At 66.4% G+C, this 25,276-nt stretch carries 25 protein-coding genes; 19 read left to right on the top strand and 6 right to left on the bottom strand.

The annotated features are described in order from the left end of the window. Window positions 1-152: 152 nt before the first annotated feature. Complete coding sequence (locus KKR91_RS03230) at window positions 153-1,643, top strand: HNH endonuclease (RefSeq protein ID WP_210231648.1); 1,491 nt, start codon at window positions 153-155, stop codon at window positions 1,641-1,643. Window positions 1,644-1,752: 109 nt separating this feature from the next. On the opposite strand, the gene KKR91_RS03225 is transcribed toward KKR91_RS03230, so the two are convergent. After that, window positions 1,753-2,157, bottom strand: coding sequence for a hypothetical protein (locus KKR91_RS03225; protein WP_210231649.1), 405 nt, complete (start codon window positions 2,155-2,157; stop codon window positions 1,753-1,755). A 478-nt stretch (window positions 2,158-2,635) separates the two neighbouring features. Between KKR91_RS03225 and KKR91_RS03220 the strand changes: the two genes are divergently transcribed. The 7 genes from KKR91_RS03220 (at window position 2,636) to KKR91_RS03190 (ending at window position 9,747) form a co-directional block, all read left to right on the top strand. Next, on the top strand, window positions 2,636-2,950 hold the full coding sequence (locus tag KKR91_RS03220; protein WP_210231650.1) for a hypothetical protein: 315 nt from the start codon (window positions 2,636-2,638) through the stop codon (window positions 2,948-2,950). Between the two features lie 152 nt (window positions 2,951-3,102). Beyond that, on the top strand, window positions 3,103-6,480 hold the full coding sequence (locus KKR91_RS03215; RefSeq protein WP_210231651.1) for a DEAD/DEAH box helicase: 3,378 nt from the start codon (window positions 3,103-3,105) through the stop codon (window positions 6,478-6,480). 278 nt (window positions 6,481-6,758) lie between these two features. Further along, window positions 6,759-7,016 (top strand): hypothetical protein, encoded by a 258-nt coding sequence (locus KKR91_RS03210; RefSeq protein WP_210234345.1) that lies wholly within the window; start codon window positions 6,759-6,761, stop codon window positions 7,014-7,016. Between the two features lie 107 nt (window positions 7,017-7,123). Further along, window positions 7,124-7,570, top strand: coding sequence for a MarR family winged helix-turn-helix transcriptional regulator (locus tag KKR91_RS03205; RefSeq protein ID WP_210231652.1), 447 nt, complete (start codon window positions 7,124-7,126; stop codon window positions 7,568-7,570). A gap of 52 nt (window positions 7,571-7,622) precedes the next feature. Further along, window positions 7,623-8,381, top strand: coding sequence for an SRPBCC family protein (locus tag KKR91_RS03200; RefSeq protein WP_210231653.1), 759 nt, complete (start codon window positions 7,623-7,625; stop codon window positions 8,379-8,381). Continuing rightward, window positions 8,378-9,130 carry a DUF4166 domain-containing protein gene (locus KKR91_RS03195; RefSeq protein ID WP_210231654.1) on the top strand — a complete coding sequence of 251 codons (753 nt, stop codon included), beginning with the start codon at window positions 8,378-8,380 and terminating at the stop codon, window positions 9,128-9,130. The genes KKR91_RS03200 and KKR91_RS03195 overlap by 4 nt, the downstream gene beginning before the upstream one ends. A gap of 122 nt (window positions 9,131-9,252) precedes the next feature. Continuing rightward, on the top strand, window positions 9,253-9,747 hold the full coding sequence (locus tag KKR91_RS03190) for an FBP domain-containing protein (protein WP_210231655.1): 495 nt from the start codon (window positions 9,253-9,255) through the stop codon (window positions 9,745-9,747). 40 nt (window positions 9,748-9,787) lie between these two features. Here the strand turns inward: KKR91_RS03190 and KKR91_RS17175 are convergent, their stop codons facing one another. Together KKR91_RS17175 and KKR91_RS03180 are read right to left on the bottom strand one after the other, a co-directional pair. Next, the gene (locus KKR91_RS17175; RefSeq protein WP_420481432.1) at window positions 9,788-10,315 is read right to left on the bottom strand and encodes an NAD(P)-dependent oxidoreductase; all 528 of its coding nucleotides are present in this window, start codon (window positions 10,313-10,315) and stop codon (window positions 9,788-9,790) included. 630 nt (window positions 10,316-10,945) lie between these two features. Beyond that, window positions 10,946-11,641: a CE1759 family FMN reductase gene (locus tag KKR91_RS03180; protein ID WP_237687466.1), complete on the bottom strand. Its 696-nt coding sequence runs from the start codon at window positions 11,639-11,641 to the stop codon at window positions 10,946-10,948. Window positions 11,642-11,901: 260 nt separating this feature from the next. On the opposite strand from KKR91_RS03180, the gene uriT (KKR91_RS03175) reads away from it, so the two are divergent. The 7 genes from uriT (KKR91_RS03175) to KKR91_RS03145 all read left to right on the top strand — a co-directional run bounded on the left by uriT (KKR91_RS03175) (window position 11,902) and on the right by KKR91_RS03145 (window position 20,152). After that, entirely contained in the window at window positions 11,902-13,380 is a 1,479-nt protein-coding gene (uriT, locus tag KKR91_RS03175; protein ID WP_273544911.1) for a uridine transporter UriT, read from the top strand. Between the two features lie 99 nt (window positions 13,381-13,479). Continuing rightward, complete coding sequence (locus KKR91_RS03170) at window positions 13,480-14,109, top strand: GNAT family N-acetyltransferase (protein WP_210231658.1); 630 nt, start codon at window positions 13,480-13,482, stop codon at window positions 14,107-14,109. Between the two features lie 374 nt (window positions 14,110-14,483). Then, a complete protein-coding gene (gene uriH, locus KKR91_RS03165) occupies window positions 14,484-15,431 on the top strand; it encodes a uridine-preferring nucleoside hydrolase UriH (RefSeq protein WP_210231659.1) in 948 nt (315 codons plus the stop codon). Next, window positions 15,428-16,852, top strand: a complete 1,425-nt coding sequence (gene uriT / locus KKR91_RS03160) for a uridine transporter UriT (RefSeq protein WP_273544910.1) — start codon at window positions 15,428-15,430, stop codon at window positions 16,850-16,852. The genes uriH and uriT (KKR91_RS03160) overlap by 4 nt, the downstream gene beginning before the upstream one ends. A 29-nt stretch (window positions 16,853-16,881) precedes the next feature. Beyond that, window positions 16,882-17,796: a ribokinase gene (locus KKR91_RS03155; RefSeq protein ID WP_210231660.1), complete on the top strand. Its 915-nt coding sequence runs from the start codon at window positions 16,882-16,884 to the stop codon at window positions 17,794-17,796. A gap of 187 nt (window positions 17,797-17,983) precedes the next feature. Continuing rightward, on the top strand, window positions 17,984-18,553 hold the full coding sequence (locus tag KKR91_RS03150; protein WP_210231661.1) for a hypothetical protein: 570 nt from the start codon (window positions 17,984-17,986) through the stop codon (window positions 18,551-18,553). 105 nt (window positions 18,554-18,658) lie between these two features. Further along, window positions 18,659-20,152 carry an AAA family ATPase gene (locus KKR91_RS03145; protein WP_210231662.1) on the top strand — a complete coding sequence of 498 codons (1,494 nt, stop codon included), beginning with the start codon at window positions 18,659-18,661 and terminating at the stop codon, window positions 20,150-20,152. Between the two features lie 3 nt (window positions 20,153-20,155). Here the strand turns inward: KKR91_RS03145 and KKR91_RS03140 are convergent, their stop codons facing one another. Further along, window positions 20,156-21,826, bottom strand: a complete 1,671-nt coding sequence (locus KKR91_RS03140; RefSeq protein WP_210231663.1) for an FAD-binding dehydrogenase — start codon at window positions 21,824-21,826, stop codon at window positions 20,156-20,158. Between the two features lie 149 nt (window positions 21,827-21,975). On the opposite strand from KKR91_RS03140, the gene KKR91_RS03135 reads away from it, so the two are divergent. Then, entirely contained in the window at window positions 21,976-22,122 is a 147-nt protein-coding gene (locus KKR91_RS03135; protein ID WP_210231664.1) for a hypothetical protein, read from the top strand. Window positions 22,123-22,241: 119 nt separating this feature from the next. Here the strand turns inward: KKR91_RS03135 and KKR91_RS03130 are convergent, their stop codons facing one another. Both KKR91_RS03130 and KKR91_RS03125 read right to left on the bottom strand, forming a co-directional pair. Further along, on the bottom strand, window positions 22,242-22,514 hold the full coding sequence (locus KKR91_RS03130) for a YegP family protein (RefSeq protein ID WP_210231665.1): 273 nt from the start codon (window positions 22,512-22,514) through the stop codon (window positions 22,242-22,244). A 103-nt stretch (window positions 22,515-22,617) separates the two neighbouring features. Then, window positions 22,618-23,607 (bottom strand): asparaginase, encoded by a 990-nt coding sequence (locus KKR91_RS03125; RefSeq protein ID WP_210231666.1) that lies wholly within the window; start codon window positions 23,605-23,607, stop codon window positions 22,618-22,620. A 134-nt stretch (window positions 23,608-23,741) separates the two neighbouring features. On the opposite strand from KKR91_RS03125, the gene KKR91_RS03120 reads away from it, so the two are divergent. The 3 genes from KKR91_RS03120 to KKR91_RS03110 all read left to right on the top strand — a co-directional run bounded on the left by KKR91_RS03120 (window position 23,742) and on the right by KKR91_RS03110 (window position 25,269). Then, window positions 23,742-24,179, top strand: a complete 438-nt coding sequence (locus tag KKR91_RS03120) for a very short patch repair endonuclease (protein WP_210231667.1) — start codon at window positions 23,742-23,744, stop codon at window positions 24,177-24,179. 52 nt (window positions 24,180-24,231) lie between these two features. Next, window positions 24,232-24,942 carry an HAD family hydrolase gene (locus tag KKR91_RS03115; protein WP_210231668.1) on the top strand — a complete coding sequence of 237 codons (711 nt, stop codon included), beginning with the start codon at window positions 24,232-24,234 and terminating at the stop codon, window positions 24,940-24,942. A 99-nt stretch (window positions 24,943-25,041) separates the two neighbouring features. Further along, on the top strand, window positions 25,042-25,269 hold the full coding sequence (locus KKR91_RS03110; protein WP_210231669.1) for a hypothetical protein: 228 nt from the start codon (window positions 25,042-25,044) through the stop codon (window positions 25,267-25,269). Window positions 25,270-25,276 lie beyond the last annotated feature (7 nt).

Genomic DNA, 25,276 nt, shown 5'->3' with positions numbered 1-25,276 from the left:
GCACCGGCGATCCTCGTAGGTAAGGGAACGCCCCGGGTAGGTAGTCCTGTCCAAAAAGACAGGTATTTCAAGACCCGGAAAAGGCCCCTTTTCGGGGTCTTTTGGGCTGATTTTGACCCGGAAATGTCAGAGGCAGATGAAAGCCTGAAGACATGGATCAGGACAGGACTTTTCCCGGCAACGAGGCCGGCGGCGACGACGGCGGCGGTGGGGCCGACGGCGGTTGTGGCGGGGCGGGCGCGACCGCGGCGCAGCGCAGCCGGTCGGTTTTCGACGCCGGCCTGGATTCCTTCACCGGATCCTTGGTCCTGCAGGGCGTCGAAATTCTGGATCAGGACCAGGCAGGGGTGGTGTTGACCCGGCTGGATCAGCTGGGCAGGTGGGTGCAGGCGCAGCAGGCCAAAGTCCTGCACCGGATCGAGGGCATCTTCCGGGACGAAATGTTCTTCGCATCAGGGAAACTCGAGCCGGGTTTGGCGTTCAGTCTCGCCGCCGAGGAAGCCGCGACCATCCTCGGGGTCCCCACGGGCACCGCTGCCATGCGGATGAACGAAGCCGGAACCCTCTGTGACACGCACTCCGCCACGCTCGCGAAACTCGAGTCCGGGGCGCTGAGCTACGGACATGTTCAGGCGGTGTTGGATCAGTCCCAGAACATTCCCGCCGGTGAACTGCCGGGCTTCGAAGCGGAACTGTTGGCGGTGGCGGTTGCGGGGCAGACGGGTTCCCAGTTCCGGGTCAAGGCCCGGCGGCTGCGGGAGAACAAATATCCGGAGACGATTCAGAAACGGCAACGCACGGCGTTTGAGAAGCGCCGCGTGGTGCTGGACCCGGGCTGTGACGGAATGTCCTGGCTCTCGGCGTTCCTGCCCGCGGAGAAGGCGCAAGCGATCTTCACTCAGCTTTCGAAGGCCGCCCGGGGTGAGCAGTCCGCCGGGGACCCGCGGATGGTGGATCAGTTGCGGGCAGACATTCTCGAGGACCTGCTGCTGGACCATGACGACCGGGATACCTCGTGCGGCAAAACCCCCAGCGGCGGCGGAAAGACCAACAGCAACCGGGCACGGGGCGAGATCCTGGTGCTGATCAACGCCGAAACCCTCTTCGGCGCGGACGAACAGCCGGCAGAGTTGCATGGTTACGGACCCATCAGCCCGGAAACCGCCCGCCGGATGGCCCGGGAAGCAGCGAAATGGACACCGGTCGAACGGGATCCCGAGACTGAGGAAATCCTGAGGGTGGGCCGACGACGAAAGATCCCGGCCGGACTTCAGCGCTGGCTGCGCGCACGGGACGGAACCTGCCGGTTCCCGGGGTGCCGGTCGAACGCCGTGATCTCCGAGATCGACCACACCCGACCCTGGGCGCAGGGCGGGAAAACCGATCACGACAATCTCGAGCACCTCTGCCGGCGGCACCACATGTTCAAAACCGAAGGGTTCTGGAAGGCCTGCCAACCGGAAGCGGGGATTATCGAGTGGACCTCACCGGGTGGGCGGACCTACCGCACCGATCCGCACCTCGCCTTGGTTTCGAAACCGCCAGGAATTCCGAAACCGCCCGCCACTGCACCAGGCTCTGCTCCAGCACCAGTGGGCTCTCCCGTTCCCGAGGGGTACGAGTCGGATCCTCCACCATTCTGACGATCAAATGTTTGGGGCCCGGAGCAATTCCATAGATTCTGCTGTTCCGGATGCGGCCTTGGATCTACTATGCACCCATGCCATGTCCCGGCAGCGATCAATGCAAAGATCAAGTCAGAGCACGTAAGACCCGCTCTACGGGAAAACAACGGCGCCCCGCGAGCCGGTTGAGCGGGCTGCTGATTGCCGGCTGCTTGGCCCTGGCGATGGCAGCATGCACGCAAGGGGAACCTTCGGAGCCTGCGCCCGGGACAGTCACGCAGTCGCTGCCTGCGCCGTCCCCCACGCCCGAGCCCTGGCCGTCGGACTCATCGCCGCCGTCGTCCTCGCCGTCCTTGCCGCCCTCATCCAGGCCGTCAGCCTCGCCCTCACCAGACGGTGGCATCACCGTCAGCCTCAACGCCATGAGGCTGAACATCGGCGAGCGCATCATCAGCATTCGTGTTTTCAACGGGACTGCAGCACCGGTTTCCATTACGGCGGCCAAGCTCGCCACGCCGCTTTTTGACGGCATGCCCTTCTGGACTCCCGGTCCTTCGGGATCAAGCGTCCTGCGTTCCGGCGCAACTGTGGCCCTGCCTGTTCCGCTAACGGCAGCCAACTGCGGCCAGGCAGCAGCAGACCCGGGAGCATCGCCGCGTAAATCCCCAACCACGGCGCCGTCCGCACCCCGGGCGCCCTCCCCGGTCCCGGCACCCTCCCCTGCCCCGGCCCCAACTCCACCGCCACGTCCGTCCCCGTCCCCGTCCCCGTCCCCGTCCCCGTCCCCGTCCCCGCAGCCAATAGTGTTCCTAACGCTGGACGGAGCGGAGCATCAGTTTCCGGCAACGGATCCCCATGAAGTTCTTTCCTCGCTGCAACACCAGGATTGTCTGGGGCAAGCGGCACGCGAGGTGGCGGAGCTAAGCCTCCCTGGCGAATTGGACGTCGCCCCGGACCAGAGGACCGCCGTCGTCCGCCTTTCCGTAGTCCCGACCGGAAACAGCGGGGACATGGAGCTAAACGGCATCCGCGGAACAACCTTGCTGACGGAGGACCCGGAGCAGCCCTGGCCCCGGAATCTATCCATTGCGGGCACGGGCTCTGCCTCAGTGGTGGAGGTGTCTGTCCTGCCGGCGCGCTGCGATCCCCACGCCATCGCGGAAGACAAGGCAGGCACCAGGCTGCCGGTGGATATCACGGCAGGAGAGTGGTCGGGGCAGCTGCTGCTGAAACCCGACGAGGAGTTCACCCGTTCGGTCTACGCTTTCGTCACCGCCGCCTGTGCCAAGGCCGGATCAACCGAATCGGCGGACCGCAGGAAGTGACAGGAAAGACGCAGACCACTCCATTGTGATCTGCGCTCCTCAGATGCTAGCGGTTCTACCCGAGGTTTGCAGGAACCAAGCTGGGGTGTCATGGATCCGCAGTCCCAGACATCAGTCGCGGAAGTGTCGGGAGTGCGTGAGACGATAAAAACATGCCTTCCTCACCGCCTCTGATCGATGTCACCGACATCATCCGCGTCGTGGGCGGCGCCGCCTTTCAACGCGGCCAGACCTACGCCAAAGGCGGCGCGGTGGACACGATGGAGTGGGATCCGCAAGCCGAAGTGCTGCGGGCCAAGGTCCGGGGGCATTCCTCCGTTCCGTACCGCACCATGCTGCAGCTGGGTGAAAAACGGCAGGGCGACTACCGGCTCCTGGACAACCACTGCAGCTGCCCGGTGGGGTTTGACTGCAAGCACGTCGCCGCCGTCGCGCTGCAGAGCAACACCGACCACCTGATCGCGCGGCAGGAGTTCATCCGCCCGGGCATCCCCGGCAAAACGGCAGTTCCTGCCTGGCAGGAATCACTGCAGACCCTGATCGACGCAGACCTGGGTGCACTGACCGGCACTCCTGCGGCGGCAACCCCGTTGGCCCTGCAATTCGAACTACGCCCGTCCGACGCCGGAATCGGCACCCGCTGGGGAACTCCCGCACCGCGCAGCGCGCACCGGGCCACCGCCTTCCGGCTGGGGGTCCGTCCCGTGGTCCGCAATACCAAGGGCAACTGGGTCAAGAACAACCTGGCCTGGAGCAACATCGCGTACCAGACCTACGGGCTGAAACTGAATCCTGAACAGCACCGCTGGTTCTCCCAGTTCCCTGCCCTGCACCGCTCCAACGGTGTGAGCTACTTCGGCCAGAACGATTCCTGGCTCTACCTGGACGACTTCTCCAACCCCCTGCTGTGGCAGCTCCTGGAAGAGGCCCGGCGCATCGGTGTTGAGTTCGTCGGCACCAAAAAGGACACCACGGTGCAGCTCGGAAAGCGGGCCACCCTGTCCCTGGACATCCGCGCCGCCGAAGCCGACGGCCCCGGCCCCCTGCAGCTGCTGCCGGTGCTGGAAATCGACGGCCACCCCTATCCCACCGACGCGGCCGGATTGGTCGCCGGGCACGGAATCTATGTGCGGAGCCCCGAGAACGTCATCGCCCTGGCTCCCACCGCCCGGCCGCTCACCGACCAGGACAAGGGGCTGCTGTTGAAGGGCGCCCCCGTCATGATCCCGGAAGGCGATGCACCCCTCTTCCTGGAGAAGTTCTACCCCAAGCTCCGCCAGGTCCTGCCGGTGACCAGCAGCGACAATTCGGTGGAATTCCCCGAAATCTCCCCGCCGCTGCTGGTGCTCACGGCGTCCTTCCAGCCGGAGGACGAGCTGTTCCTGGACTGGGAATGGGAGTACCGGCAGGGCGGTGACATCACGCGCTTCCCGCTCGGCACCCGTCCAGATCCGGCCGCGGACTACCGTGATGTGGCTGCTGAAGCGGAACTGCTGACCAACGTGGGCAAGGCCCTCGGATCAGTGCCGCGCAGCCGCTCCTACTCGGGCATCGATACCGCCGAGTTCACCGAGTATCTGCTGCCCAAGATCGAAAAGGTCGACGGCGTCCGGGTGGACGTCATCGGTGAGCGGCACAATTACCGCGAGCTCACCAGCGTCCCTGAGCTTCGCATCACCACGGTGGAAACCGAGCGGCGGGACTGGTTCGATCTGGGCATCATGATCACGGTGGACGGCCGCCTCGTGCCCTTCGCCGATGTGTTCAAGGCCCTGTCCCAGGGCAAGACCAAACTGCTCCTGCCCGACCGCACCTACCTGGCCCTGGACCGGCCGGAATTCGCCCAATTGCATGCCCTGCTCGAGGAAGCCGAAGGCCTGCAGGAATGGGAAACCGGCGAAATGACCATCAGCCGGTACCAGGCCGGATTGTGGTCCGAGCTGGAGGAACTGGCCGAAGAAACCGAGCAGGCCGCCGCCTGGCGGGCTTCGGTGACCGGGCTGCTGGAGCTGGAATCAGTGGCACCGGTGCCGCTGCCCAGCGGGCTCAAGGCCGAACTGCGCCCCTATCAGGCCGAAGGATTCAACTGGCTCGCCTTCCTCTGGCAGCACGGGCTGGGCGGCATCCTGGCCGACGATATGGGACTGGGCAAAACCCTGCAGACCCTGGCGCTGCTGGCGCACGCCCGCCAACAGGCCGACGACGGCGCCGCGCTTCTCGGTGCCGCTTCCGCTCCGGGTGAGGCTGCCGACGACGGCGCCGCCCCCGCTCTGGAAGGAGTCTCGGCCCCGCGCCGCCCCTTCCTTGTCGTCGCGCCCACCTCGGTGGTGCCCAACTGGCTCTCCGAAGCGGCCCGCTTCACGCCGGGCCTGCGTGCGGTGGCCATCCCCGACACCACCGCCAAATCCAAGGTCCCGCTGGCCGACCTGACCGCTGACGCCGACATCGTCATCACCTCCTATGCGGTCTTCCGGCTGGACTTTGCCTCCTACCGCAATCTGGAATGGGACGGGCTGATCCTGGACGAGGCGCAGTTCGTCAAGAACAGGACCACCCGAGCCCACCAGTGCGCCAGGGACCTGCAAGCGCCGTTCAAGCTGGCGATCACCGGTACGCCCATGGAAAACAACCTGCTCGAACTGTGGAGCCTGTTCGCCATCGTGGCACCGGGGCTGTTCCCGTCGGCCCGCAAATTCATCGAGGAATACCAGCGGCCCATCGAGCGCGGCGAAGATGCCAAGCTGCTCGCCCGGATGCGGCGCCGGATCCGCCCGCTGCTGATGCGGCGCACCAAGGAAGCCGTGGCCAAGGACCTGCCCGAGAAGCAGGAACAGGTCCTCGAAGTGGAGCTGAGCCCCAAGCACCGCAAGATCTACGAGATGCATCTGCAGCGCGAGCGGCAGAAGCTGATGGGCCTGATCAAAGATCTGGACCGCAACCGGATGATCGTCTTCCGCTCCCTGACCCTGCTCCGGATGCTGAGCCTGGATGCCTCGCTGGTGGACGAGGACTACGCCGGCGTCCCCTCAGCCAAACTCGACGCGCTCTTCGAACAGCTCGAAGACGTCACCGCCGAGGGGCACCGGGCGCTTATCTTCAGCCAGTTCACCTCCTTCCTCAAGAAGGCCGCCGAGCGGCTGGACGCGGCAGGCATTCCGTATGCCTATCTGGACGGCTCCACCCGCAACCGTGGCGACGTCATCAACTCGTTCAAGGACGGCAAGGCGCCGGTCTTCCTGATCAGCCTCAAGGCCGGCGGCTTCGGCCTGAACCTGACCGAGGCCGACTACGTGTTCCTGCTTGACCCGTGGTGGAACCCCGCCGCGGAATCGCAGGCAGTGGACCGCACCCACCGGATCGGGCAGACCCGCAATGTGATGGTCTACCGGATGGTCGCCCGCGGCACCATCGAGGAAAAGGTCATGGCCCTCAAGGAGCAGAAGGCCAAGCTGTTCAGTTCAGTGATGGACGACGACGCCGTGTTCAGTTCCGCGCTCACCGCCGACGATATCCGGGCCCTGCTCGACTGACGCAGCAGCTCCCACGCGGCAGGTATCAGGTCAGACGGCAGGTCGTCCGGCTGGTTCCGGATCCACAGGGCACAGCCGGGTTTCATGCCGGCGTCACCGTATGAATTTGGGCACCTTCCTGTGCGGCGGAACCTGCGCAATCCGCTTAGCTGCAAGGAATTGCAAGGGACCGCAGGGCTGCCCCGGATCGGAGCCCCTCAGCGGCACGATTAATCTGGAAAACAGTCAGTTTGTCTGGCTGGCTGCGTGTTTTTCCGTGCTGTCATCAGGAAAGGAACATGAGCACTCAGGAATCCACTCTTATACGCCCTTTGAATGTCCGGCCGAAGGATGAAGATGACCTGGTGCATATCTTCTGCACGCCCTGCAAGCGCCGTGCCATGCACCATGCCCGGCGGCCCGTCCCGTTTTGCGGCAAGCCGATGCCCAACCGTCCACTGCGTGATGACAACGGCCAGCTCCCGGTTTGCGTGGTGTGCCTGGATCTGGCGCGGTCCGGCCCCTGCTCCCGCTGCGGCACCCGTGCCCTGCTCTGACTTCACTCCCCGGGGGAACGACGCCCTCCTCCCTGGAGAATGGCGGTCCCCTCAGACGCCGCCAGCGGGCCATTCCCAGCACCCCGTTTGATTTGTACAGTGGGGGAATGGCTACTGACGAACGTCCCATCGGATTCTGGCTCAAGCTTGTAGACCAACTGGTAGATGACGAATTCGGCTCCAGTTTCGAAGAACACGGCGTTACCCGGCGGCAGTGGCAGATGATGAACCTGCTGACCGACGGTCCGGCCACGGAAAAGCAGCTCACCGACGGCTTGAAACCGTTCTTTCCCGTCGTCGAAACCGGCACCTCAGTGGAACTCATCGAGGAACTGCGCGAAAGCGAATGGGTTGCGTTGGACGATGGCCAGTACCAGCTCACGGATCTGGGCCGCCGCAGCCTCGAAAACCTGCGCGGCGCCGTCGAGCGCATCCGCGAACAGCTCACGGAAAACATTTCCGAGGAGGAATACACGGCCCTGGTGACAGTGCTGCAGCGGATGGCCACCAACCTCGGCTGGGACGAATCAAAGGACAAGCCGCCGGTCACTTAGACCCGGGGGCCGGCTGCACTTCCCGGCGCAGTTGATGGGTTAGGCTCCCGCCATGGGGAAAAGGGCCGCGGGGCAGATCTACGTTGAAATACCAATTGCAGCTGACATGGACCGGCTCTGGCAGCTCAGCCAGGACACCGGGCTGCACCCCCGCTGGGACCTGCGATTCACCGCCATTCGTCCTACCCGGTCGGAGGCTGACGGCACGCAGCGGTTCAGCTACGAATTCCGGCTTCCGTTCCACACCATCACCGGCACCGGGACCTCGCTGGGCACCCGGACCGGCACGGACGGCCATGCCACGTCCGTCCTGAAATTCACCACCGCCGACGCTCTCTCACCGATTGGGCCCGGTTCCGGATACTGGCGGTACCAGCCGTACGACGGCGGTGTCCGGTTCAGCACCGGTTACACCTACCAGCCGGGTTGGGGCCTGTTGGGAACGGTCCTCGATGCCCGCCTCATCCGACCGGCCTTGGGCTGGGCCACAGCCCTGAGCTTTGACCGGCTGCGGCTATGGGCGGAACAGGATCTTGATCCGGCAACCGCCCGCAATGCGTGGCTCGTCGATGCGGCCACGCGCACCGCCGGGATGGGTGCCGCCGCTGCCCTGCTCACAGCCGCCGCCCGCAACCGAAGCGTCACCACTGTCCTAGCGGCCCTGCCGGCCGCCGTCGCCCTGCTCGCCGCCGTACTGCGCGCTCCTGCCGGCCCCCGTGTGCCGCGGGCCGGCAGATGCCTCCGCTCCCCAACGGACCGGCGGAATTCCCAAGCGCCCTCGCACCTGGCCACGCTGCCGGAGCCGGCATGAGTACCGCGAGCGCAGCGCGCAACCAAACCGGCGCACCGGCACAACCGGCGCAGCCGGCCACCACATCGGAGTCCGTCTTCCGGCAGGCTCTCGGCGACGACTTTGACCGATTGCACCCGATGCTGCAGCGCCGCTTTGGAGTGGATCCCGGCGCCGGTTATGCCTGCGTAGGCAACGGTGTTTTTGCCGAGGTCCGCCGTGGCGCGTGGTGGACTGTGCCATTCCTGAAGTTCGGCGCGTTCCGCAACATCCTCTTCCCCGATCAGGGCACCAATGTGCCGTTCACCATCGAGAACTACCCCTACATCGACAGGTTTGGCCGCCCCACGGTCACGTTCATCCGGACCCTGGACATCCGTCCCGGCAGGCGCCGGCGGTTCGACGCCACGATGATCTACAGCCCCGGCCGCGGCGCCGTCGTCGACTATCTGGGCACGCACCAGCACTTGGCCACCGATCTGCAGCTGGCGGTGCGTGAGGACGGGTCGCTGCATCTGCGCTCGACAGCGCTGCGGTTCCATGAGGGTCCCCTCAGCTTCACCGTGCCGGGGTTCCTGACCGGCAGCGCGGATCTGTACGAGGCGTTTGACGACGCCCGCCAGGTCTTCACCATCCAGCTGCAGGTGAGGAATCCACTGTTCGGTTTCCTCTTCGGCTACCGCGGAGAATTCACCTGCGACTTCCCCGCGGTCACCGGCGACGACGTCCCATTCCATCTAAAGCCGGTTCGCGAGGAATTCCGGGACTAACCCGGGTCTATGCACTATCGCTTTTGTGCTTGCCGATGGTCAGGCGGTTCCACCCGGGGTGGAGGCCGGGTTGCTAGACTTGGTGCGCCCATCGCCTAGCAGCACCCGCCCACTGGAGTTTGATGCAGCCGCTCACCGAATCAGAGATCCGCCGCTCCTTCATTAATGCCAGCCGCTCGGAAACTGCCGCACTGAACCTTCCCCAGGACTTGGAATCCCTGGACTGGGAGAACCTGGAACAGCTGGGCTGGCGGGATCACAAAATGCCCAAGCGCGGCTACCTGCTGGCGCCCTTTGAAGGGTCGGTTGTCGGCGTGCTGCTGCGCGCTCCCGATATCGCCGCCCCCAAAAACCGGCGGGTCATGTGCGCCCTGTGCCAGGACGTGAAATCCAAGGACGAAGTGTTCCTTTATGTGGCGCGGAGGGCAGGAGCATCGGGCCGCAACGGCAATTCGGTAGGCACCCTGATCCACGCCGATTTCATCTGCACCCAGAGCGTGCGCGCCGAGGTTGAGCCCTCCCCCATCCATCCCGATCCCGAAGTGGTCATCAAGGAGCGGATCGACGGCTTGCAGTCCCGGACCGAGCAGTTCATCCGCCAGGTCCTGGCCCAGTAGGCCCCAGCCCGCAGACCGGCGCCGCTGTCAGGCACGATGGTCAGTAGCCTTCGTCCACGTCCACCTTGCCGTCCAGCGGCTGCCCGGCGGAGAACCGGCGCACGTTCTCCTGGACCCGGGCGGCCAGCAGCGGAGCCACCATGTCGGGGGTTTCGGCGGTGTGCGGCGTGATCAGGGCCCGCGGTTCGGCCCAGAGCGGGTGCCCTTCGGGCAACGGCTGCGGATCCGTGACGTCCAGCGCTGCACCGGCCAGTTTCCCGCCGGCAAGTGCCGTAACCAGTGCCTCCGTGTCCACCATGGGTCCGCGGCTGATGTTGACCAGGAACGCTTCGGGCCGCAGCAGCGCGAGCCGTCTGGCGTCGATGAGGTGCTCGGTGCCGCCCGTCATCGCCGCGGCAAGGATCACGACGTCGGCGCCCGCCAGGGCCTCGTCCAGCCCGTCATCAGTCACCGTCCGCTCCGGGCACCGGCCGGTTGTGCGCCCGGACCACAGTGACGTGGTCGGTGAATGCCTGCAGCAACCGCAGGATTTCGGAGCCGACACCCCCGGCGCCGACCAGGACCACATTTCGGCTGTGCAGGGACGTTCCCCGCGGCGGCCCCCAGCGCTCCGCCCGCGCGAAGACGGGAATACGGGAATACCGCGCATGATCGCCAGTGTCAGGGTGAGCGCGAACTCCCCCACCGGCTGGCCGAAGGCGCCCTTGCCGCTGGTCCACTCGCGGGCGCGGTTGGCCCGCATGAGGTGCTCATACTGGTCCACCCCGGCGAGATAAAGCTGGATCCAGCGAATGCCGGGGTGCTCGTCAAGGACCTTTTCCAGCTCAGCGGCGCCCACAGCATCGGCCAGCACCACCCCAACCGTGGTGTCGGAAAGAGGCTCGACGACGCCGCCCCCGCCCGTGACGGCGGCGGCAAGCTCGGCGGTGGGCGCGGGAAGAATGGCAATGGAAGGGGCGGGCACCACAGGACCCGAGGCAGATGCCGGGGTCGGATTGAAGGGGTCAGCATGCTTGGCCATGGACGGCTCCTGCGGCTGGAGGGGTTCCCAGTGCCACCGGGCGGGGCGGTATCGGGCCGGTTCCTGCGAGTCTAATTCCGCATGCGCCGCCAGGAAAGGCAGGAAGCGGCGGCGCTCGGGACGGGCGCCCGACCCGGCGCGCCCCTATCCCCGAGCACCTATCCCCCTGTCCCTCGCCTATCTCCGCTGGGTTTGGGCCAGCAGCTCCTCGAACGGCAGCGATGCCAAGGGATCGGGCCGGGCCGGCAGCTGCCGGTCCCCGGAGAGCTGAGGGGGCTGAGAGGGCTGAACGGGCTGTGCGCCGAGCAGTGCCACCAGTTCGGCGGCTGCCCGGCGTACGCGGGAATCCAGGGTGGCTGCTCCGGCGTCGCCGGAACCCCAGTCGCCGGGGGCCGCATAGACGGCGGTGGGGGTTGTCCTGGCGCGCAGATAGCTGAACATGGGCCGCATCGCGAAGTCCAGGACCATGGAGTGCCGGGCGCTGCCGCCGGTGGCTCCGAGGATCACTGGCTTGCCGTCCAGGGCCCTGTTGTCGATCACGTCGAAGAAGGACTTGAACAGCCCGCTCATTGATGCCGTGAAGACCGGGGTCACTGCTACCAGTGCATCGGCGTCGACCACCTCGTTGATCAGGGCTTCCAGCTTGGGCGGGGCGTAGCCGGCCACCATGTTGTTGGCGATGTCGACGGCGTATTCCCGGAGTTCGAATGTGCGCACCGAGGCATCGCTGCCCGCCGCGGCGAATGCCGCCCGGGCTGCCTCGCCGAGCTGGTCGGCCAGCATCCGGCTTGACGAGGGGACGCCCAGCCCTGCTGTAATGACTACGATCCTGCGCTGCGCCATCTCGGCGGCCTCCTCGGTTGTTTCATGCATTTGCATCTACTTCAACCGCAGGCGCACCTCGGGTTATTCCCGCCGCGCGTCCGCTATCCCCCAGCGGCACGGACAAGGATAAAGCTGCCGCCGCCTGCAGCCAAATCGCCGCGGGAGGTAACCGCAGCCAGGCCATCTATGGAGAAAACCGCCTGCCTAAACGCCGATATCGTTAGTACGCGTCCATTCCTTCCGAGGCCGTTTCTGACTTTGCACAGACCCTGGCCATGGATGCCTTCCAACGAATTGGTGATAGACCCGTGAGTGAAACAACCCAACGCCGCGTCAGTGTGACCGCACTGATGACGGCGCTGCTGGCCGCCTGCATGGCGTTCCAGCTGAACGCTTCCATGCTCTCCCCCGCACTGGTGACCATCGAGCAGGAGCTGAACACCACCGCTGCAGCGGTTGCGCTGACCCAGACGGCGTTCTTCACCTCCGCAGCCCTGTTCTCCCTGTTCCTGCCGCGGCTGGGTGACATCATCGGGCGCAAGAAGGTCCTTGGCGGCATGCTGGCGGTCCTGACCGTTGGCTCCGTGGTGGCCGCGCTGGCCCCCAGCGTCGAGGTGCTGTTCCTGGCCCGCCTGATCCAGGGCGTTTCAGGGCCCACAGTTGCGCTGTCCATGATCATGCTGCGCGTGGTGGTCACTGAGCCGAAGCGTTACGGAACCCTGATGGGTATTATCGCCGCAGTCAACGGCGGCATCGCCGGGGTCGACGCCATCGCGGGCGGCTACCTGGCACAGAACCACGGCTTCGCCTCGGTCTTCTGGACCATGGCCGTCGTGGGTGCCATCGCGGCCGCATTGGTCATCTTTGCGGTGCCCGAATCCAGCGCGGCCAAGAAGGACAAGATGGACTGGGTGGGCGTTGTTCCCCTGGTCATCTCCGTGGGCACCCTGCTCACCGCCTTCAACGAGGCCGGCAAGCTGGCAGCAGCCAACTGGCTCCTGGTGGCCGGGCTCATCGTCGTCGCCGTCGTTGCCTTCACCGTCTTCTGGAAGGTGGAAAACCGGACCGACCACCCCTTGATCGCCACCTACCTGCTCAAGCAGCGCTCCACGTGGGCGCTGCTGCTGACCACGCTGCTGACCATGACCGGTGTCTTTGCGGTCATGAACGGCATCCTTCCCGCCCTGGCGCAGGACGGCGTCGTGGGCTTCGGGATGGGTGCCGAGGCATCCGCGTGGTGGACCATCACCCCGTACGCCCTCGCGGGCCTGGTCATTGGCCCCTTCGCCGGCCGCCTTGCGGGAAGCTGGGGCTACGCCAAGGTGCTGCGGATCGGCACCATCGGCTCCGTCATTGCGCTGGCGCTGATGCTCCCGGTCGTTGGCAGCGATTCGCGGCTGGGCCTGCTGGCTGTGTCCATCCTGGTCGGCATCACCTATGCCGGTATTGGCAATGTCATGCTCAGCGGCTTGGGCGTGATGCTCTCCCCCAAGGAGAACCCCGGCTTCCTGCCGGGCCTGAACGCCGGAGCCTTCAACCTCGGCGCCGGGCTCAGCTTCGCCGTGATCTACGCGGCCAAAACCGCAACCACTGCCGCGGACGGATCCGGCACGGAGGGCTACTACGGCGGCATCATCGCCGGAGTGGTTATCCTGGCCCTGGCCCTGGCCGTCTCGTTCCTGATTCCCAAGCCGGTGCAGGCCGAAACCGTCATCGAGCCCAAGGCTGCCGACGCCGGAGACCGGACCGGCAGCGAACCCGTCGGCGCGGGCACCTCCGCCCGATAGCACCAGCCCGGGCCGGGTGCCGCACGCTCCCGGCCCGCCTGCCGTCATAAAAGGCCCTCGTCAGCGGCCCGACGCCGGTGCACGGCTTACGCTGTTCCCATGAGTGAGCAGCCCGCCTCCGCACCGGCGTCGTTCCTGGCACCTGTCACCCTTGCCGGGAGGCACGTGATCCTGGAGCCGCTCTCCACGGGCCACATCCCCGGGCTGGTCGAGGCCGTGCATGACGGCGAACTGTGGAACACCTGGTACACCAGGATTCCGACGCCGTCGGGCATGGCAGCAGAGGTCGAGGCACGGCTGGCGCGGCACACCGCCGGGACCATGGTGCCGTTTGCGCTCCGACGCACCGATACCGGCGCGGTCTGCGGCATGACCACTTACATGAACATCAGGACTGAGCACCGACGGCTGGAGATCGGCTCCACATGGCTGGCTGCCAGCGCCCAGCGCACAATGATCAACACCGAAGCGAAGCTGCTGCTGCTCACCCGCGCCTTCGAGGACCTGGACTGTATTGCGGTGGAATTCCGCACCCACTGGCACAACCACCCCTCACGCGCCGCCATCGCCCGGCTGGGGGCCAAGCAGGACGGCGTCCTGCGCAACCAGGATCTCTGGACGGACGGCACGCTGCGCGACGTCGTCGTCTTCTCGATCATTGAGTCCGAATGGCCCACGGTCCGTCTTGCCCTCTCCAGCAAACTCGCTGGCAAGCTGCGCCGCTCCTAGGGGATCCTGACAGGAGGGGACCTGTCAGGAGATGCCCGGACGGCCGCAGCTGCAGCCGCAGCGCACAGGTTAAGTGGCGTTCCTGCCGTATGCAAATCAGCGGCAGAGGCCAATGGGCCGGCCGCCCCCCGAGGGAAATGCGGGGTGAAAATCGTCGCTATCTTTAATGCAGTGCCCGCCCCTACCGGGGCCTGTGCCGCGCTTCGAACCGTCTTGGGGCCAGCCCCGAACCCGCTCCGCTGTCCGCTGCACTCCGCCGTGGCCCGGCCCGTATCCGCACCGCTGCGCACCACGGCTCGGACCGCCACAACGGGGCACCGCACCACCGGGACTTCGCGGTCCCTTAGCTAGAACCTCAACGAAGCGGAGAAGTTATGCCCACCAAGATCATCCTCGACTGCGATCCCGGTCATGATGATGCGGTCGCCCTGCTGCTGGCCCACGGCAGCCCGGAGATCGACCTTCTGGCGGTGACCACCGTCGTCGGAAACCAGACCCTGGAAAAGGTGACCCGCAACGCGCTGGCAATTGCCCGTGTTGCAAATATCACAAACGTTCCCTTCGCTGCAGGCAGTCCGCGCCCGCTCGTACGGACCATCGAAAACGCTCCAGATATTCACGGCGAGTCCGGCATGGACGGCCCCGAACTGCCCGAGCCGAGCATCGAACTGGACCGCCGGCACGCCGTGGACCTGATCATCGACACGGTCATGGCCCATGACCCGGGCACCGTCACCCTGGTGCCGACCGGCGGGCTGACCAACATCGCCCTGGCCGTGCGCAAGGAACCGCGCCTTGCCGAGCGGGTCAAGGAAGTTGTCCTCATGGGCGGCGGCTATCACGTGGGCAACTGGTCCGCGGTGGCCGAGTTCAACATCAAGATCGATCCCGAAGCCGCGCACATTGTCTTCAATGAAAAGTGGCCGCTGACCATGGTTGGCCTGGACCTGACCCATCAGGCGCTGGCTACCGACGAGGTTGCCGCACGCATCGCCGCTGTGGGCACCAAGCCGGCCAAGTTTGTTGGTGAACTGCTGGAATTCTTCGGCAAGACCTACAAGGACGCGCAGGGCTTCGACTTCCCGCCCGTCCATGACCCGTGCGCCGTCGCGTACGTGATCGACCCTTCGGTCATGACCACCCGGCGCGTTCCGCTGGACGTCGAGCTGACCGGCACCCTGACCCTGGGCATGACGGTGGCGGACTTCCGCGCGCCGGCGCCCGCTGACTGCAACACGTCCGTGGCCGTTGACCTGGATCACCAGAAGTTCTGGGACCTGGTTGTGGACGCCCTGGAGCGAATTGGCGAGGTAAACCTGTGACTGAAACATCCCAGCGCCGCGTAAACGTGGCAGTGCTGATGACGGCACTGCTGGCCGCCTGTGTGGCGTTCCAGCTGAACGCCTCCATGCTGTCCCCCGCCCTGGTCACCATCGAAGAGGAACTGAACACCACCTCGGCGGCGGTGGGCCTGACCCAGACGGCGTTCTTCACTTCCGCCGCCCTGTTCTCCCTGTTCCTGCCCCGCCTCGGGGACATAATCGGCCGCAAGAAGGTCCTCGGCGGCATGCTGGTGGTTCTCACCATCGGCTCCGTGGTTGCCGCACTGGCACCGAGCATTGAAGTGCTGTTCGTTGCCCGCCTGATCCAGGGCGTCTCCGGACCTGTGGTTCCGCTGGCCCTGATCATGCTGCGGGTGGAAATCCGTGAACCGAAGCTCTACGGCACCCTGATGGGTGTGATCACCGCTGTCAACGGCGGCATTGCCGGTGTCGACGCCGTTGCCGGCGGCTACCTGGCACAGAACCACGGCTTCGCGTCCGTGTTCTGGGCCATGGCTGTTGTGGGCGCTGTTGCCGCGGCCCTGCTGATCTTCCTGGCGCCGGAGTCCACGGCGGAGAAGAAGGAAAAGATGGACTGGGTGGGCGTGGTTCCCCTGGTCATCTCGGTGGGCACCCTGCTGACCGCGTTCAACGAGGCCGGCAAGCTGGCAGCCGCCAACTGGCCGCTGGTGGCCGGGCTCATCGTCATTGCCGTCATCGCGTTCGCCATCTTCTGGAAGGTGGAGAACCGCACCGCCCAACCCCTCGTGGCTACGCACCTGCTCAAGCAGCGTTCCACCTGGGCACTGCTGCTGACCACACTACTGACCATGACCGGCGTTTTTGCCGTCATGAATGGCATCATTCCCGCCCTCGCCCAGGACGGCGCCGTGGGCCTCGGGCTGGGTGCCGAAGAATCAGCTTGGTGGACGCTGACGCCCTACGCCATCGCCGGCCTGGTTGTCGGTCCGTTCGCCGGACGCCTCGCCGCCAGCTGGGGCTATGGCAAGGTGCTGCGGATCGGAACGATCGGCTCCGTCATCGCCCTGGCGCTGATGCTGCTGGTGGTGGGCAGCGATTCCAAGCTGAGCCTGCTGGGCATTTCGGTGCTGGTCGGCATCACCTACGCCGGCATTGGCAACATCATGCTCAACGGCCTGGGAATCGTGCTTTCCCCCAAGGAGAACCCCGGCTTCCTGCCGGGCCTGAACGCCGGCGCCTTCAACCTGGGCGCCGGGCTCAGCTTCGCGGTGATCTACGCCGTCAAGACGGCTGCCACCCCGGCGGACGGCACGGGCACCGAAGGCTACTACGCCGGTATTATTGCCGGTCTGATCATTCTGGTTTTGGCCCTGGCCGTTTCCTTCCTGATCCCCAAGCCGGTTGAAGCTGAAGTCCACGCCGACGCAGGCAACCGCTAACCCCCGCCATCCCAAGGAGAATCTCCAGCATGACCGCCGGAAAAGTCGTAGTTGTAGGGTCGCTCAATGCGGACCTGACCGTCCGCACCGATCGTTTCCCCTCTCCCGGGGAGACCCTCAACGGCTCGGAACTGGTTATCGTCCCGGGCGGGAAAAGCGCCAATCAGGCCGCCGCCGCAGCCATCCTCGGAGCGGATGTGCGCCTGTTCGGGGCCGTTGGAGCTGACGGCCACGGAGATCTGCTGCTGAAGGCAGCGGCAGAGGCCGGTGTTGACGCCTCCCGGGTGCTGCGCCGGCCGGCCACGGCGACCGGAACGGCCATGATCGTGGTCGATGCTGCCGGGGAGAACACGATCATCGTCTCCCCCGGAGCCAACGGCACGGTCACCGGCGCAGAGCTCCCGGCCGATCTGTTCGACGACGCCGCTGTGCTCTGCCTGAGTCTGGAGGTCCCGCTGGAAGCGGTGTCCGCCGCTGCGCAGGCAGGGCACGACGCCGGTGCGACAGTGCTGCTGAATCTCTCACCGTACCGGGAGGTTCCTGCCTCGCTGCTGGCCGTGACCGACGTCCTGCTGGTCAATGCCCATGAAGCCGCGCAGGTGACCGGCCTGGCCGACCCGGCTGCTGATTGGGAGGCGGTCCTCAGCGCCCTCACCGGCCTCGGGATCTCCAAGGCAATCATCACCCTGGGCGGTGACGGCGCCGTGGTGCTGGATGGAACTGCTTCCGGCAGCGACCGGGTGGTTGCCGCGGCACCCACCCGGGTCACCGCAGTGGACACCACCGGCTGCGGGGATGCCTTCACGGCAGCCACGGCTGCCCGGCTGGCTGCGGGTGCCTCGTTGCCCGAAGCTGCTGCCTTTGCGGCCCGGGCCGGTGCCCTGGCCGCCACGCTTCCGGGTGCGCAGTCCTCCTACTCGGCGCTGCTGGACCTGGCGGGCTAAACGGCTGGCTGTTTTGCGCGAAAAGCGGTGCCTTTCTTTGGAGAGGCACCGCTTTTCCATTGCCCACCCGCCACAGAGTGCTGCTCACCCGCCCCGCGGGGGGAGAGTCTTCCTGGACCGGGACCGGTTAGGGTGTCTTCTACGGCGGCGAAAACGCCGCAGGCTCAACGAGCTCTATGGGGGAAGCATGTCCGAGCAAGTACCGCAGGTGCCACCAGCGCCGCAGGACAACAACTACAGTTACAACTCCTACGCCGGAGGCCAGATGCCGGGCGCACCCGCCGCGGCTCCGGTCCCGCCGAAGCGGCCGAAGCAGGTGGACTCGTCTTTTGTTCTGCTGATGATCACCCTGGTCCTGACGGTGATCAGTGTTCCGGCGGGGATCGCATTCCTGGCCTCAGACGAGAACAAGGCAGCCATGCAGGCTGATGCAGCAGCTGCCGGCTTCACTCTCGATCTGGACGTCGCCATCGCAGCAGGCGCCATGGTGCTGGTGGTTATGGGCATCATCTGCTTTGCCATCACCCTGCTGGTTGCGATCTTCATCCGGAAGGGCCACAACTGGGCCCGGATCGTCCTCGCCGTCTACGCCGGGCTTAGCGTGCTGACCCTGCTAACGGGAACAAACCTGCTGGGTTGGTGGGGAATCCTGTTGATGGTTGCCGCCACCGTGCCGCTGTTCCTGAAGCCGGCACCGGCGTACTTCAGCGAGATGAAGCAGTACCGGCTGAGCAGGAAGTTCAGCCAGGTCCAGTAGCGCGAGCTGCTGATCCTGTTTGATCTGAAGGCGGTGCCTCCCGGACAGGGAGGCCCCGCCTTTTTGTATTCCTGCACTTTCCGCCTGCTGCTAGGCTCTGGCCGCATGGACGAAAAACTGGGCGAATTCCTGGCCAACTTCAACCGCGCCATCGAACTCGCTCGGACGCACACGGCCGAAAACGACGGCCGCGAGCATCTCGTTGATGTACTGACTGCCCACGTTGGTGTGGCCGCAGCCGATGTGCCGATCGTGTCGCAGGACATCCCGGTCCACCGCTTTGCGGATCTGGACATTGCGATGGAGACCATCGCCGCACGGGATCCCGGGGCCAGGCTTATCGGGGTGGGCGGCGGACAGCAGCGCCAGCACCAGTCCCTGTCCGACCTGGTCCAGGAAGGATTCGGCCCGGTGGGTATCGGGCAGCCGGATTTCCTGAACCTCGCGATCGGCCCCGAGCGCAGCCGTGATGTGGTGGCTCTGGGACTGCGGCTGTTTACCTATGAGGGCATCCCGCTGGCTGTCCTGCAACGCGCCGCCAACCCTCAGTACGGACGCTCGGGACCGGACGTGGCCGTCCTGGCCCGGGAGCGGGAGGCCGCCGTGCGGTTCCTTGCCGAGATTCAGGAGGATCTGCGCACCAACAGCATCCTGCGTGGCCAGGTGGTGTCCTTCGCCTTCGATCCCTACGGCCAGCAGGGCGCCGGTGTCACGTTCCTGGCCCGCCCTTCATTGCCTGCCGGCGAGGTGATCCTTCCGGACGGAGTGCTGGACCGGGTGGGCCGGCACGTCCTGGGCATTGCGGCGAACCGGGACGTGCTGCTCTCGCACGGACAGCACCTCAAGCGCGGCGTCCTACTCTACGGCCCGCCCGGCACCGGCAAGACCCACACCGTGCGGCACCTGCTCAGCGCCAGCGAAGGCACCACGGCAGTGCTCCTGGCCGGGAACTCGCTGCATGCTGTGGGGGAAGCAGCTCGGCTGGCGCGTGCCATGGCGCCCTCCATGGTGATCCTGGAGGATATCGATCTGGTCGCTGAGGACCGGAACATGGGGCACGGCCCGCAGCCGCTGCTGTTCGAAGTCCTCGACGCCCTCGACGGGCTGGATGCCGACGCCGACGTCGTCTTCCTGATGACCACCAACCGGGCCGAGGCACTGGAGCGGGCGCTGGTGCAGCGGCCCGGCCGGGTGGATCTCGCCGTCGAAATCCCGCTGCCCGACGCCGGGAACCGGCTGCGGCTGCTGGAACTCTATGCCCCGGCCGGGGTGTTCTCCGCTGCGGCGCTTGGCTCCGCCGCCGAGCAGTCCGTGGGTGCCACTGCGTCCTTTGCCCGGGAACTGGTCCGGCGTGCGGTGCTGCGTGCCGTGGATGCCGGGCAGGCTCCGGCCGATGAGCATCTGGCCGCTGCAGTGCAGGAGCTGATGGGCCAGGGTGAGGCGCTGACCCGCAGCCTGCTGGGCACCGGCGGCGGCGGCGATTCTGACGATCCCGGGCTGCCGCACGGGCAGGAACCCCATCCCGGGGTCAGCACGGGTTACAGCTTTGGCTGGGTCGGCCAGGGCGGGGCCAGCTATGTCCCGCTGCCGCGAGCATGATGGCTACCGCCCGGCAGCCCGCCCGGCTGACCGGCCGCTGAACAGGCAGCCGCCCAGGAAGGTGCCTTCCAGGGACCGGTAGCCATGCATGCCGCCGCCGCCGAACCCTGCCGCCTCTCCGGCGGCAAACAGACCCGGAACCGGCTCGCCGCCGGCCCCCAGGACCCGCGAGTCCAGGTCGGTTTCCAGTCCGCCGAGAGTCTTGCGGGTGAGCACGGAAAGCCGGACGGCGATCAGCGGGCCGTCCTTGGGTGCCAGGATCGGGCGCGGCGCTGCGGTCCGGATGAGCCGGTCCCCCAGATAGCTGCGCGCCCCACGGATGGCTGTGACCTGGCTGTCCTTGCTGAACGGGTTGGCGATCTCGCGGTCCCGCGCTTCGACCTCGCGGCGCACCGCCTCGGCGGACAGGACCGGCGCCGCGCCCTCGCTGGATGTCTTGGCCAGTTCGTTCATCCCCGCCACCAGTTCCTCCAGGGTTCCGGCGGAGATGAAGTCCTCCCCATGGTCCAGGAAGGCCTGCACCGGGCCGGGAACTCCGGAGGTTGCCCGGCCCAGTACATCCCGCACGGATTTGCCGGTCAGGTCGGGGTTCTGTTCGGAGCCCGAAAGCGCAAACTCCTTGCGGATGATTGCCGTGTTCAGGACAAACCAGCTGTAGTCGTGGCCGGTGGTGCGCAGGTGTTCGAGCGTTCCCAGGGTGTCGAATCCGGGAAACAGCGGTACCGGGAGCCGGTTTCCGGTGGCGTCCAGCCACAAGGAGGACGGGCCGGGCAGGATCCGGATGCCGTGGTTGGCCCACACCGGATTCCAGTTCTTGATTCCCTCCACGTAGTGCCACATACGGTCAGGATTGATGATCCGCCCGCCGGCCACCGCGCTGGCAGCGATCCCGGAACCGTCCACGTGTTCGGGCACGCCGCTGAGCATTTTCTCCGGAGCAGTGCCCAGCCGCTCCGGCCAGGCGGCCCGCACCAGCGCGTGGTCGCCGCCGATCCCGCCGGTGGTGACGACGACGGCGCCGGCCGAGAATTGGAAGTCCCGCACCGGGGTGCGGGTCGTCACGGTGCCGCGGGCCGCCGTCGTCGGCTCCAGGACGCTGCCGCGGACCCCGGTCACCACGCCGTTGGTGACCAACAGATCCTCCATCCGGTGCCGGAAAGCCAGCCGTACCAGGCCGCGGGCGACTCCGTCGCGCACCTTGGCTTCAAAGGGCGCCGTGACACCGGGACCTGTGCCCCAGGTGATGTGGAACCGCGGCACGGAATTGCCGGGGCCGGTGGCGCCGTAGCCGCCGCGCTCGGCCCAGCCCACCACGGGAAAGATGCGGTGCCCCATCCCGTGCAGCCAGGCACGCTTTTCCCCGGCAGCGAAGTTCACATAGGCCTCGGCCCAGCGGCGCGGCCAAAAGTCCTCCGGCCGGTCGAAGCCGGCCGTGCCCTGCCAGTCCTGCCAGGCCAGGTCCACTGAATCCTTGATCCGCAGGCGCCGCTGCTCGGGCGTGTTCACCATGAACAGCCCGCCAAAGGACCACCAGGCCTGCCCGCCAAGACTGGCTTCGCCTTCCTGCTCCACCAAAATGACCGAACGGCCGGCGTCGAGGAGTTCGGCGGTGGCCACCAACCCTGCGAGTCCGGCCCCTACAACAATGACGTCTGCGTCTGTGGTTGGCTGCATCCGGCTCACGCTACCGGTGCCCTTGGCCGCTGGCTAGCACTCCCTGTCCCTGCCTCTTTCTGTGGCGGGCCCGCCTTCCTAGACTTAGGGAGATAAGGGTTGCTCTCCCCCACAGAGCTGGTGACCGCCCCGACCGACTGGAGAAAACCATGAGTGACAAGGAAAACCCCGCTTCCGGCGAGGACCAAAACCGCACCCACAATGAGGCTCCGTCCGAAGGAGATACTGAGGAAAGTCCGGCGACGGACCGCCAGCACACCCAGGAGGCTGCGGAAGGTGACGAGCCCGGGAAGTAGTTGGCGCCGCCAGCCCGGCGCCGGAGTCGGCGCCGGAATGACCAAAAGGCCTTAGGTTCCGTCTGGAACCTAAGGCCTTTTTGGCTGGATCGCCTGGATTGCCCGGTTGACTGGTCCGGTCAGGACGCCCGTGCCCTGCCGCCGTCGCCGCTGGCCGGTGTCCCGCTCGCACCGGCCGGTGTCCTGCTGGCGTCGCCCAGCAGATCGACGTCGTGGCTTTGGTCGACCACCGGGCCGGTGCCGGCAATTTCCCGCAACTGCTCAATGCCCGCTACTGCAGCCTGCTTTGTGGGAAACATGGCCGATACCGCCATGAGCGCTCCGTCGCCGGAAATGAGCTTGATCCGGAACGCGCCGTCGTGGGCGTCGACCAGCTTAAAGTAGCCCGACATCTCTTACCTCCTTGTAAGGGGTATATCTGTGCCCTTAATAGTAAGCCCACTTAGGGGTTGCCGAACCCGCCCTGTTGAAGAATTGCTGCCCGCCACCCACCGCTCACGGCGTACCGGCGTTGTGGCTCGATGCGGCAGTCAGCGCCTGCAGGAGCTGCTCGGGTGTGGCCGGTTGGGATGTGAGCAGGGCTGCGAGAATCCGGGCCTGGGGCGGCTTCAAGTCACCGGCGGGGATGGCGCCGGCCTGGACCAGGTCACGGCCGCCGCCGCTGCCATGGGTGGGTATCACCGGACCCTCCGGGACCCGGGTGCACAACACCACCGGGCATCCGGCCCGCACGGCGTCCTGGATAACTTCGGTGAAACCCGGCCCGGCGTTGCCCACGCCCGTGCCGGCCAGGATCACGGCGTCGGCCCCGGCATGGACGGCATGGGAGAAAAGTGCGGTGTCGGTGCCGGCAGCGCAGACAATAATCTCCACCCGCATGCTGTCAAACTCTTCGGTGGGCATCGCCAGCGGTGCCGGACGAATAGGCAGGGCCGTCACGTGCAGGTTGTTGCCGATAAAGTGCGCCACCTCCGTGCCGCCGGCAAAAGGGTCCGCGGCGGTGGTGCTGAAACGGTGCAGGCCGCGGGCAGAGCGGACCTTGCCGGCAAAGGACACCAGCACGCCGCTGCCCTGCAGCTCGGGGGAAGCGGCAGCGGCGACGGCGTCCGCGAGGTTCCCTGGCCCATCCGCCGCCGGGCTGTCCGCCGGCTGCTGGGCCCCGGTGAATACCACCGGCTTGGGCGAGGCATGCACCAGGTCAAGCAGGAAGGCTGTCTCTTCCATGGTGTCGGTGCCGTGCGTAATGACGACGGCGTCCACTGTGGGATCCAGAACCGCATTCCGTGCTGCTTGGGCGATCATCCGCAGGTCGGAGAGCTGCAGCCGGTAGCTGCCGGTGATCATGAGGTCCTGGACCGTGACCGTGTGCCGCCGGGAGAGGGCTGCGATCAGATCTGCGACATGCTCGGTGGCCACCAGTCCCCCGGCACCGGCGGTGTGGGACGCGATGGTTCCGCCGGTACCGAGAATTCGAATCGAAGCCATGCGGCAACCCCTTAGCGCGTTCGTCTCTGTTAGCCAACGTAGGCCGTTGCCGCTTGTCCTGGCTAGGGGTGGGCGGCGTTTCCGGGCCCTTCGCCAGCCGCCGGCGGCCAGGGATTGCTGCCTAGACTGGCATCATGGCCGATACCATTTCCGCTGCACAGCGCAGCGCCAATATGGCCCGGATCCGGGGAAAGAACACCAAGCCGGAGCTGTTGATCCGCCGGCTTCTCCATGCCGCGGGGTACCGTTTCCGGCTGCACGGCGCAGCCCGCGGCACCCGTCTGCCGGGGAAACCGGACCTGGTCTTTGCCGGCCGGCGCAAGGTGATCTTTGTGAACGGCTGCTTCTGGCACGCGCACAGCTGCCGCGCCGGCCAGCGTGCGCCGGCCACCAACAGCGAGTTCTGGGCCGAGAAGCGCCGACGCACCACCGTCCGTGATGCCGCAGCCCTGCAGGCCCTTGCCTCCGCCGGGTGGGAGGCCCTGACGGTTTGGGAGTGTGAACTCAAGGACCGGTCCGTGTTGGAAGACCAGCTCACCTCGTTCCTGGGGCCTCCGGGGCCGGCGAAGTAGACTCGGAACCCTCAGCAGAATCAGGCACCAGGCACTCGACGGAGGCACTCACATGACAGGAAACAGCACCGGCGCGCGGGGCATCCTTTTTGACGTGGACGGGACGCTGGTGGACTCCAACTACCTGCACACCGTTGCCTGGTGGCAGGCGTTCCGGCGGATGGACCACGACGTGCCGATGTCCGAGGTGCACCGGGCCATCGGGATGGGCGGCGACAAGCTGGTGGGGCATTTGCTGGGAGAGGACCGGGACAAGGACCAGGACGCAGAACTCGACGACACCCATGGAGCGATCTTCTCCGCCTGGTGGCCGTCGCTGAGGTCCTTCGACGGCGCCCGGGACCTGTTGCTGGCCTGCGCCGACAAGGACCTGACCGTAGTGCTGGCTTCCTCCGCCTCGGAATCGGAACTGAAGGTGATGCGCGGCGTAATCGACGCCGACTCCGCCATTGCCGCGGCAACCAGTTCCGCTGACGCCGAGGAGTCCAAGCCCTCCCCCGACATTTTGGCCTCGGCCCTGGATTCCTCCTCCCTGACGGCAGAGGACACGGTTTTTGTCGGCGATTCGGTGTGGGACGTCAAGGCCGCTGCCGAGCTGGGCATCCCGACCATCGGCCTGCTCTGCGGCGGTACCAGCGAAGCGGAGCTGCGCGACGCCGGTGCAGAGGAGATTTTCGATGGTCCCCGCGACCTGCTGGACAAGCTGGACCAATCGCTCATCGGGCGATTGGCCAGCCGCCCGGCCCCGCAGGCCGAACAGTAGCGGAACAGCAACCGACAGACTCTAGACCCCAATCCCAGGCCCCACACCCCAGATCCCACCAAACCCCAGACCCAGCCCCCGACCAGAAAGGGACATTCCATGACAACTGAACCCACCGGCCCCGCCAATCCCGAGGACGATCCACTGGGCCCCAGCGCTCCTGCGCCCGAACCCACCGGCGAACCGCGTACTCCCGGCCGGCCGGGGGATGCAGCAGGCAAGCCCGGCAACATCCGCGAAGCCCAGGGCACTTCGCCCGGCGGAACGGTTCCCGCCGGCGACGACGACAAGGATGCCCTCGATGCGCCGGAGTCAGCCGACGGCTAGTGCCTAA

It is taken from the genome of Arthrobacter jiangjiafuii, assembly GCF_018622995.1.
GTDB lineage: Bacteria > Actinomycetota > Actinomycetes > Actinomycetales > Micrococcaceae > Arthrobacter_B > Arthrobacter_B jiangjiafuii.
Note: the sequence above shows the minus strand (reverse complement) of the source record. Positions and strands in the feature narration are given on the sequence as shown.

Excerpts from the sequence above, each read along its gene's own strand:
- KKR91_RS03110 (WP_210231669.1), top strand. The coding sequence starts at position 25,042 with ATGACAACTGAACCCACCGGCCCCGCCAATCCCGAGGACGATCCACTG.
- KKR91_RS03135 (WP_210231664.1), top strand. The coding sequence starts at position 21,976 with ATGAGTGACAAGGAAAACCCCGCTTCCGGCGAGGACCAAAACCGCACC.
- KKR91_RS03150 (WP_210231661.1), top strand. The coding sequence starts at position 17,984 with ATGTCCGAGCAAGTACCGCAGGTGCCACCAGCGCCGCAGGACAACAAC.
- KKR91_RS03215 (WP_210231651.1), top strand. The coding sequence starts at position 3,103 with ATGCCTTCCTCACCGCCTCTGATCGATGTCACCGACATCATCCGCGTC.
- KKR91_RS03200 (WP_210231653.1), top strand. The coding sequence starts at position 7,623 with ATGGGGAAAAGGGCCGCGGGGCAGATCTACGTTGAAATACCAATTGCA.
- KKR91_RS03190 (WP_210231655.1), top strand. The coding sequence starts at position 9,253 with ATGCAGCCGCTCACCGAATCAGAGATCCGCCGCTCCTTCATTAATGCC.
- KKR91_RS03225 (WP_210231649.1), bottom strand. The coding sequence starts at position 2,157 with ATGCCGTCAAAAAGCGGCGTGGCGAGCTTGGCCGCCGTAATGGAAACC.
- KKR91_RS03130 (WP_210231665.1), bottom strand. The coding sequence starts at position 22,514 with ATGTCGGGCTACTTTAAGCTGGTCGACGCCCACGACGGCGCGTTCCGG.
- KKR91_RS03195 (WP_210231654.1), top strand. The coding sequence starts at position 8,378 with ATGAGTACCGCGAGCGCAGCGCGCAACCAAACCGGCGCACCGGCACAA.
- KKR91_RS03220 (WP_210231650.1), top strand. The coding sequence starts at position 2,636 with ATGGAGCTAAACGGCATCCGCGGAACAACCTTGCTGACGGAGGACCCG.
- KKR91_RS03140 (WP_210231663.1), bottom strand. The coding sequence starts at position 21,826 with ATGCAGCCAACCACAGACGCAGACGTCATTGTTGTAGGGGCCGGACTC.
- KKR91_RS03125 (WP_210231666.1), bottom strand. The coding sequence starts at position 23,607 with ATGGCTTCGATTCGAATTCTCGGTACCGGCGGAACCATCGCGTCCCAC.
- KKR91_RS03205 (WP_210231652.1), top strand. The coding sequence starts at position 7,124 with ATGGCTACTGACGAACGTCCCATCGGATTCTGGCTCAAGCTTGTAGAC.
- KKR91_RS03115 (WP_210231668.1), top strand. The coding sequence starts at position 24,232 with ATGACAGGAAACAGCACCGGCGCGCGGGGCATCCTTTTTGACGTGGAC.
- KKR91_RS03170 (WP_210231658.1), top strand. The coding sequence starts at position 13,480 with ATGAGTGAGCAGCCCGCCTCCGCACCGGCGTCGTTCCTGGCACCTGTC.
- KKR91_RS03180 (WP_237687466.1), bottom strand. The coding sequence starts at position 11,641 with ATGCATGAAACAACCGAGGAGGCCGCCGAGATGGCGCAGCGCAGGATC.
- KKR91_RS03210 (WP_210234345.1), top strand. The coding sequence starts at position 6,759 with ATGAGCACTCAGGAATCCACTCTTATACGCCCTTTGAATGTCCGGCCG.
- KKR91_RS17175 (WP_420481432.1), bottom strand. The coding sequence starts at position 10,315 with ATGTGGTCCTGGTCGGCGCCGGGGGTGTCGGCTCCGAAATCCTGCGGT.
- KKR91_RS03230 (WP_210231648.1), top strand. The coding sequence starts at position 153 with ATGGATCAGGACAGGACTTTTCCCGGCAACGAGGCCGGCGGCGACGAC.
- KKR91_RS03155 (WP_210231660.1), top strand. The coding sequence starts at position 16,882 with ATGACCGCCGGAAAAGTCGTAGTTGTAGGGTCGCTCAATGCGGACCTG.
- uriH (WP_210231659.1), top strand. The coding sequence starts at position 14,484 with ATGCCCACCAAGATCATCCTCGACTGCGATCCCGGTCATGATGATGCG.
- KKR91_RS03145 (WP_210231662.1), top strand. The coding sequence starts at position 18,659 with ATGGACGAAAAACTGGGCGAATTCCTGGCCAACTTCAACCGCGCCATC.
- KKR91_RS03120 (WP_210231667.1), top strand. The coding sequence starts at position 23,742 with ATGGCCGATACCATTTCCGCTGCACAGCGCAGCGCCAATATGGCCCGG.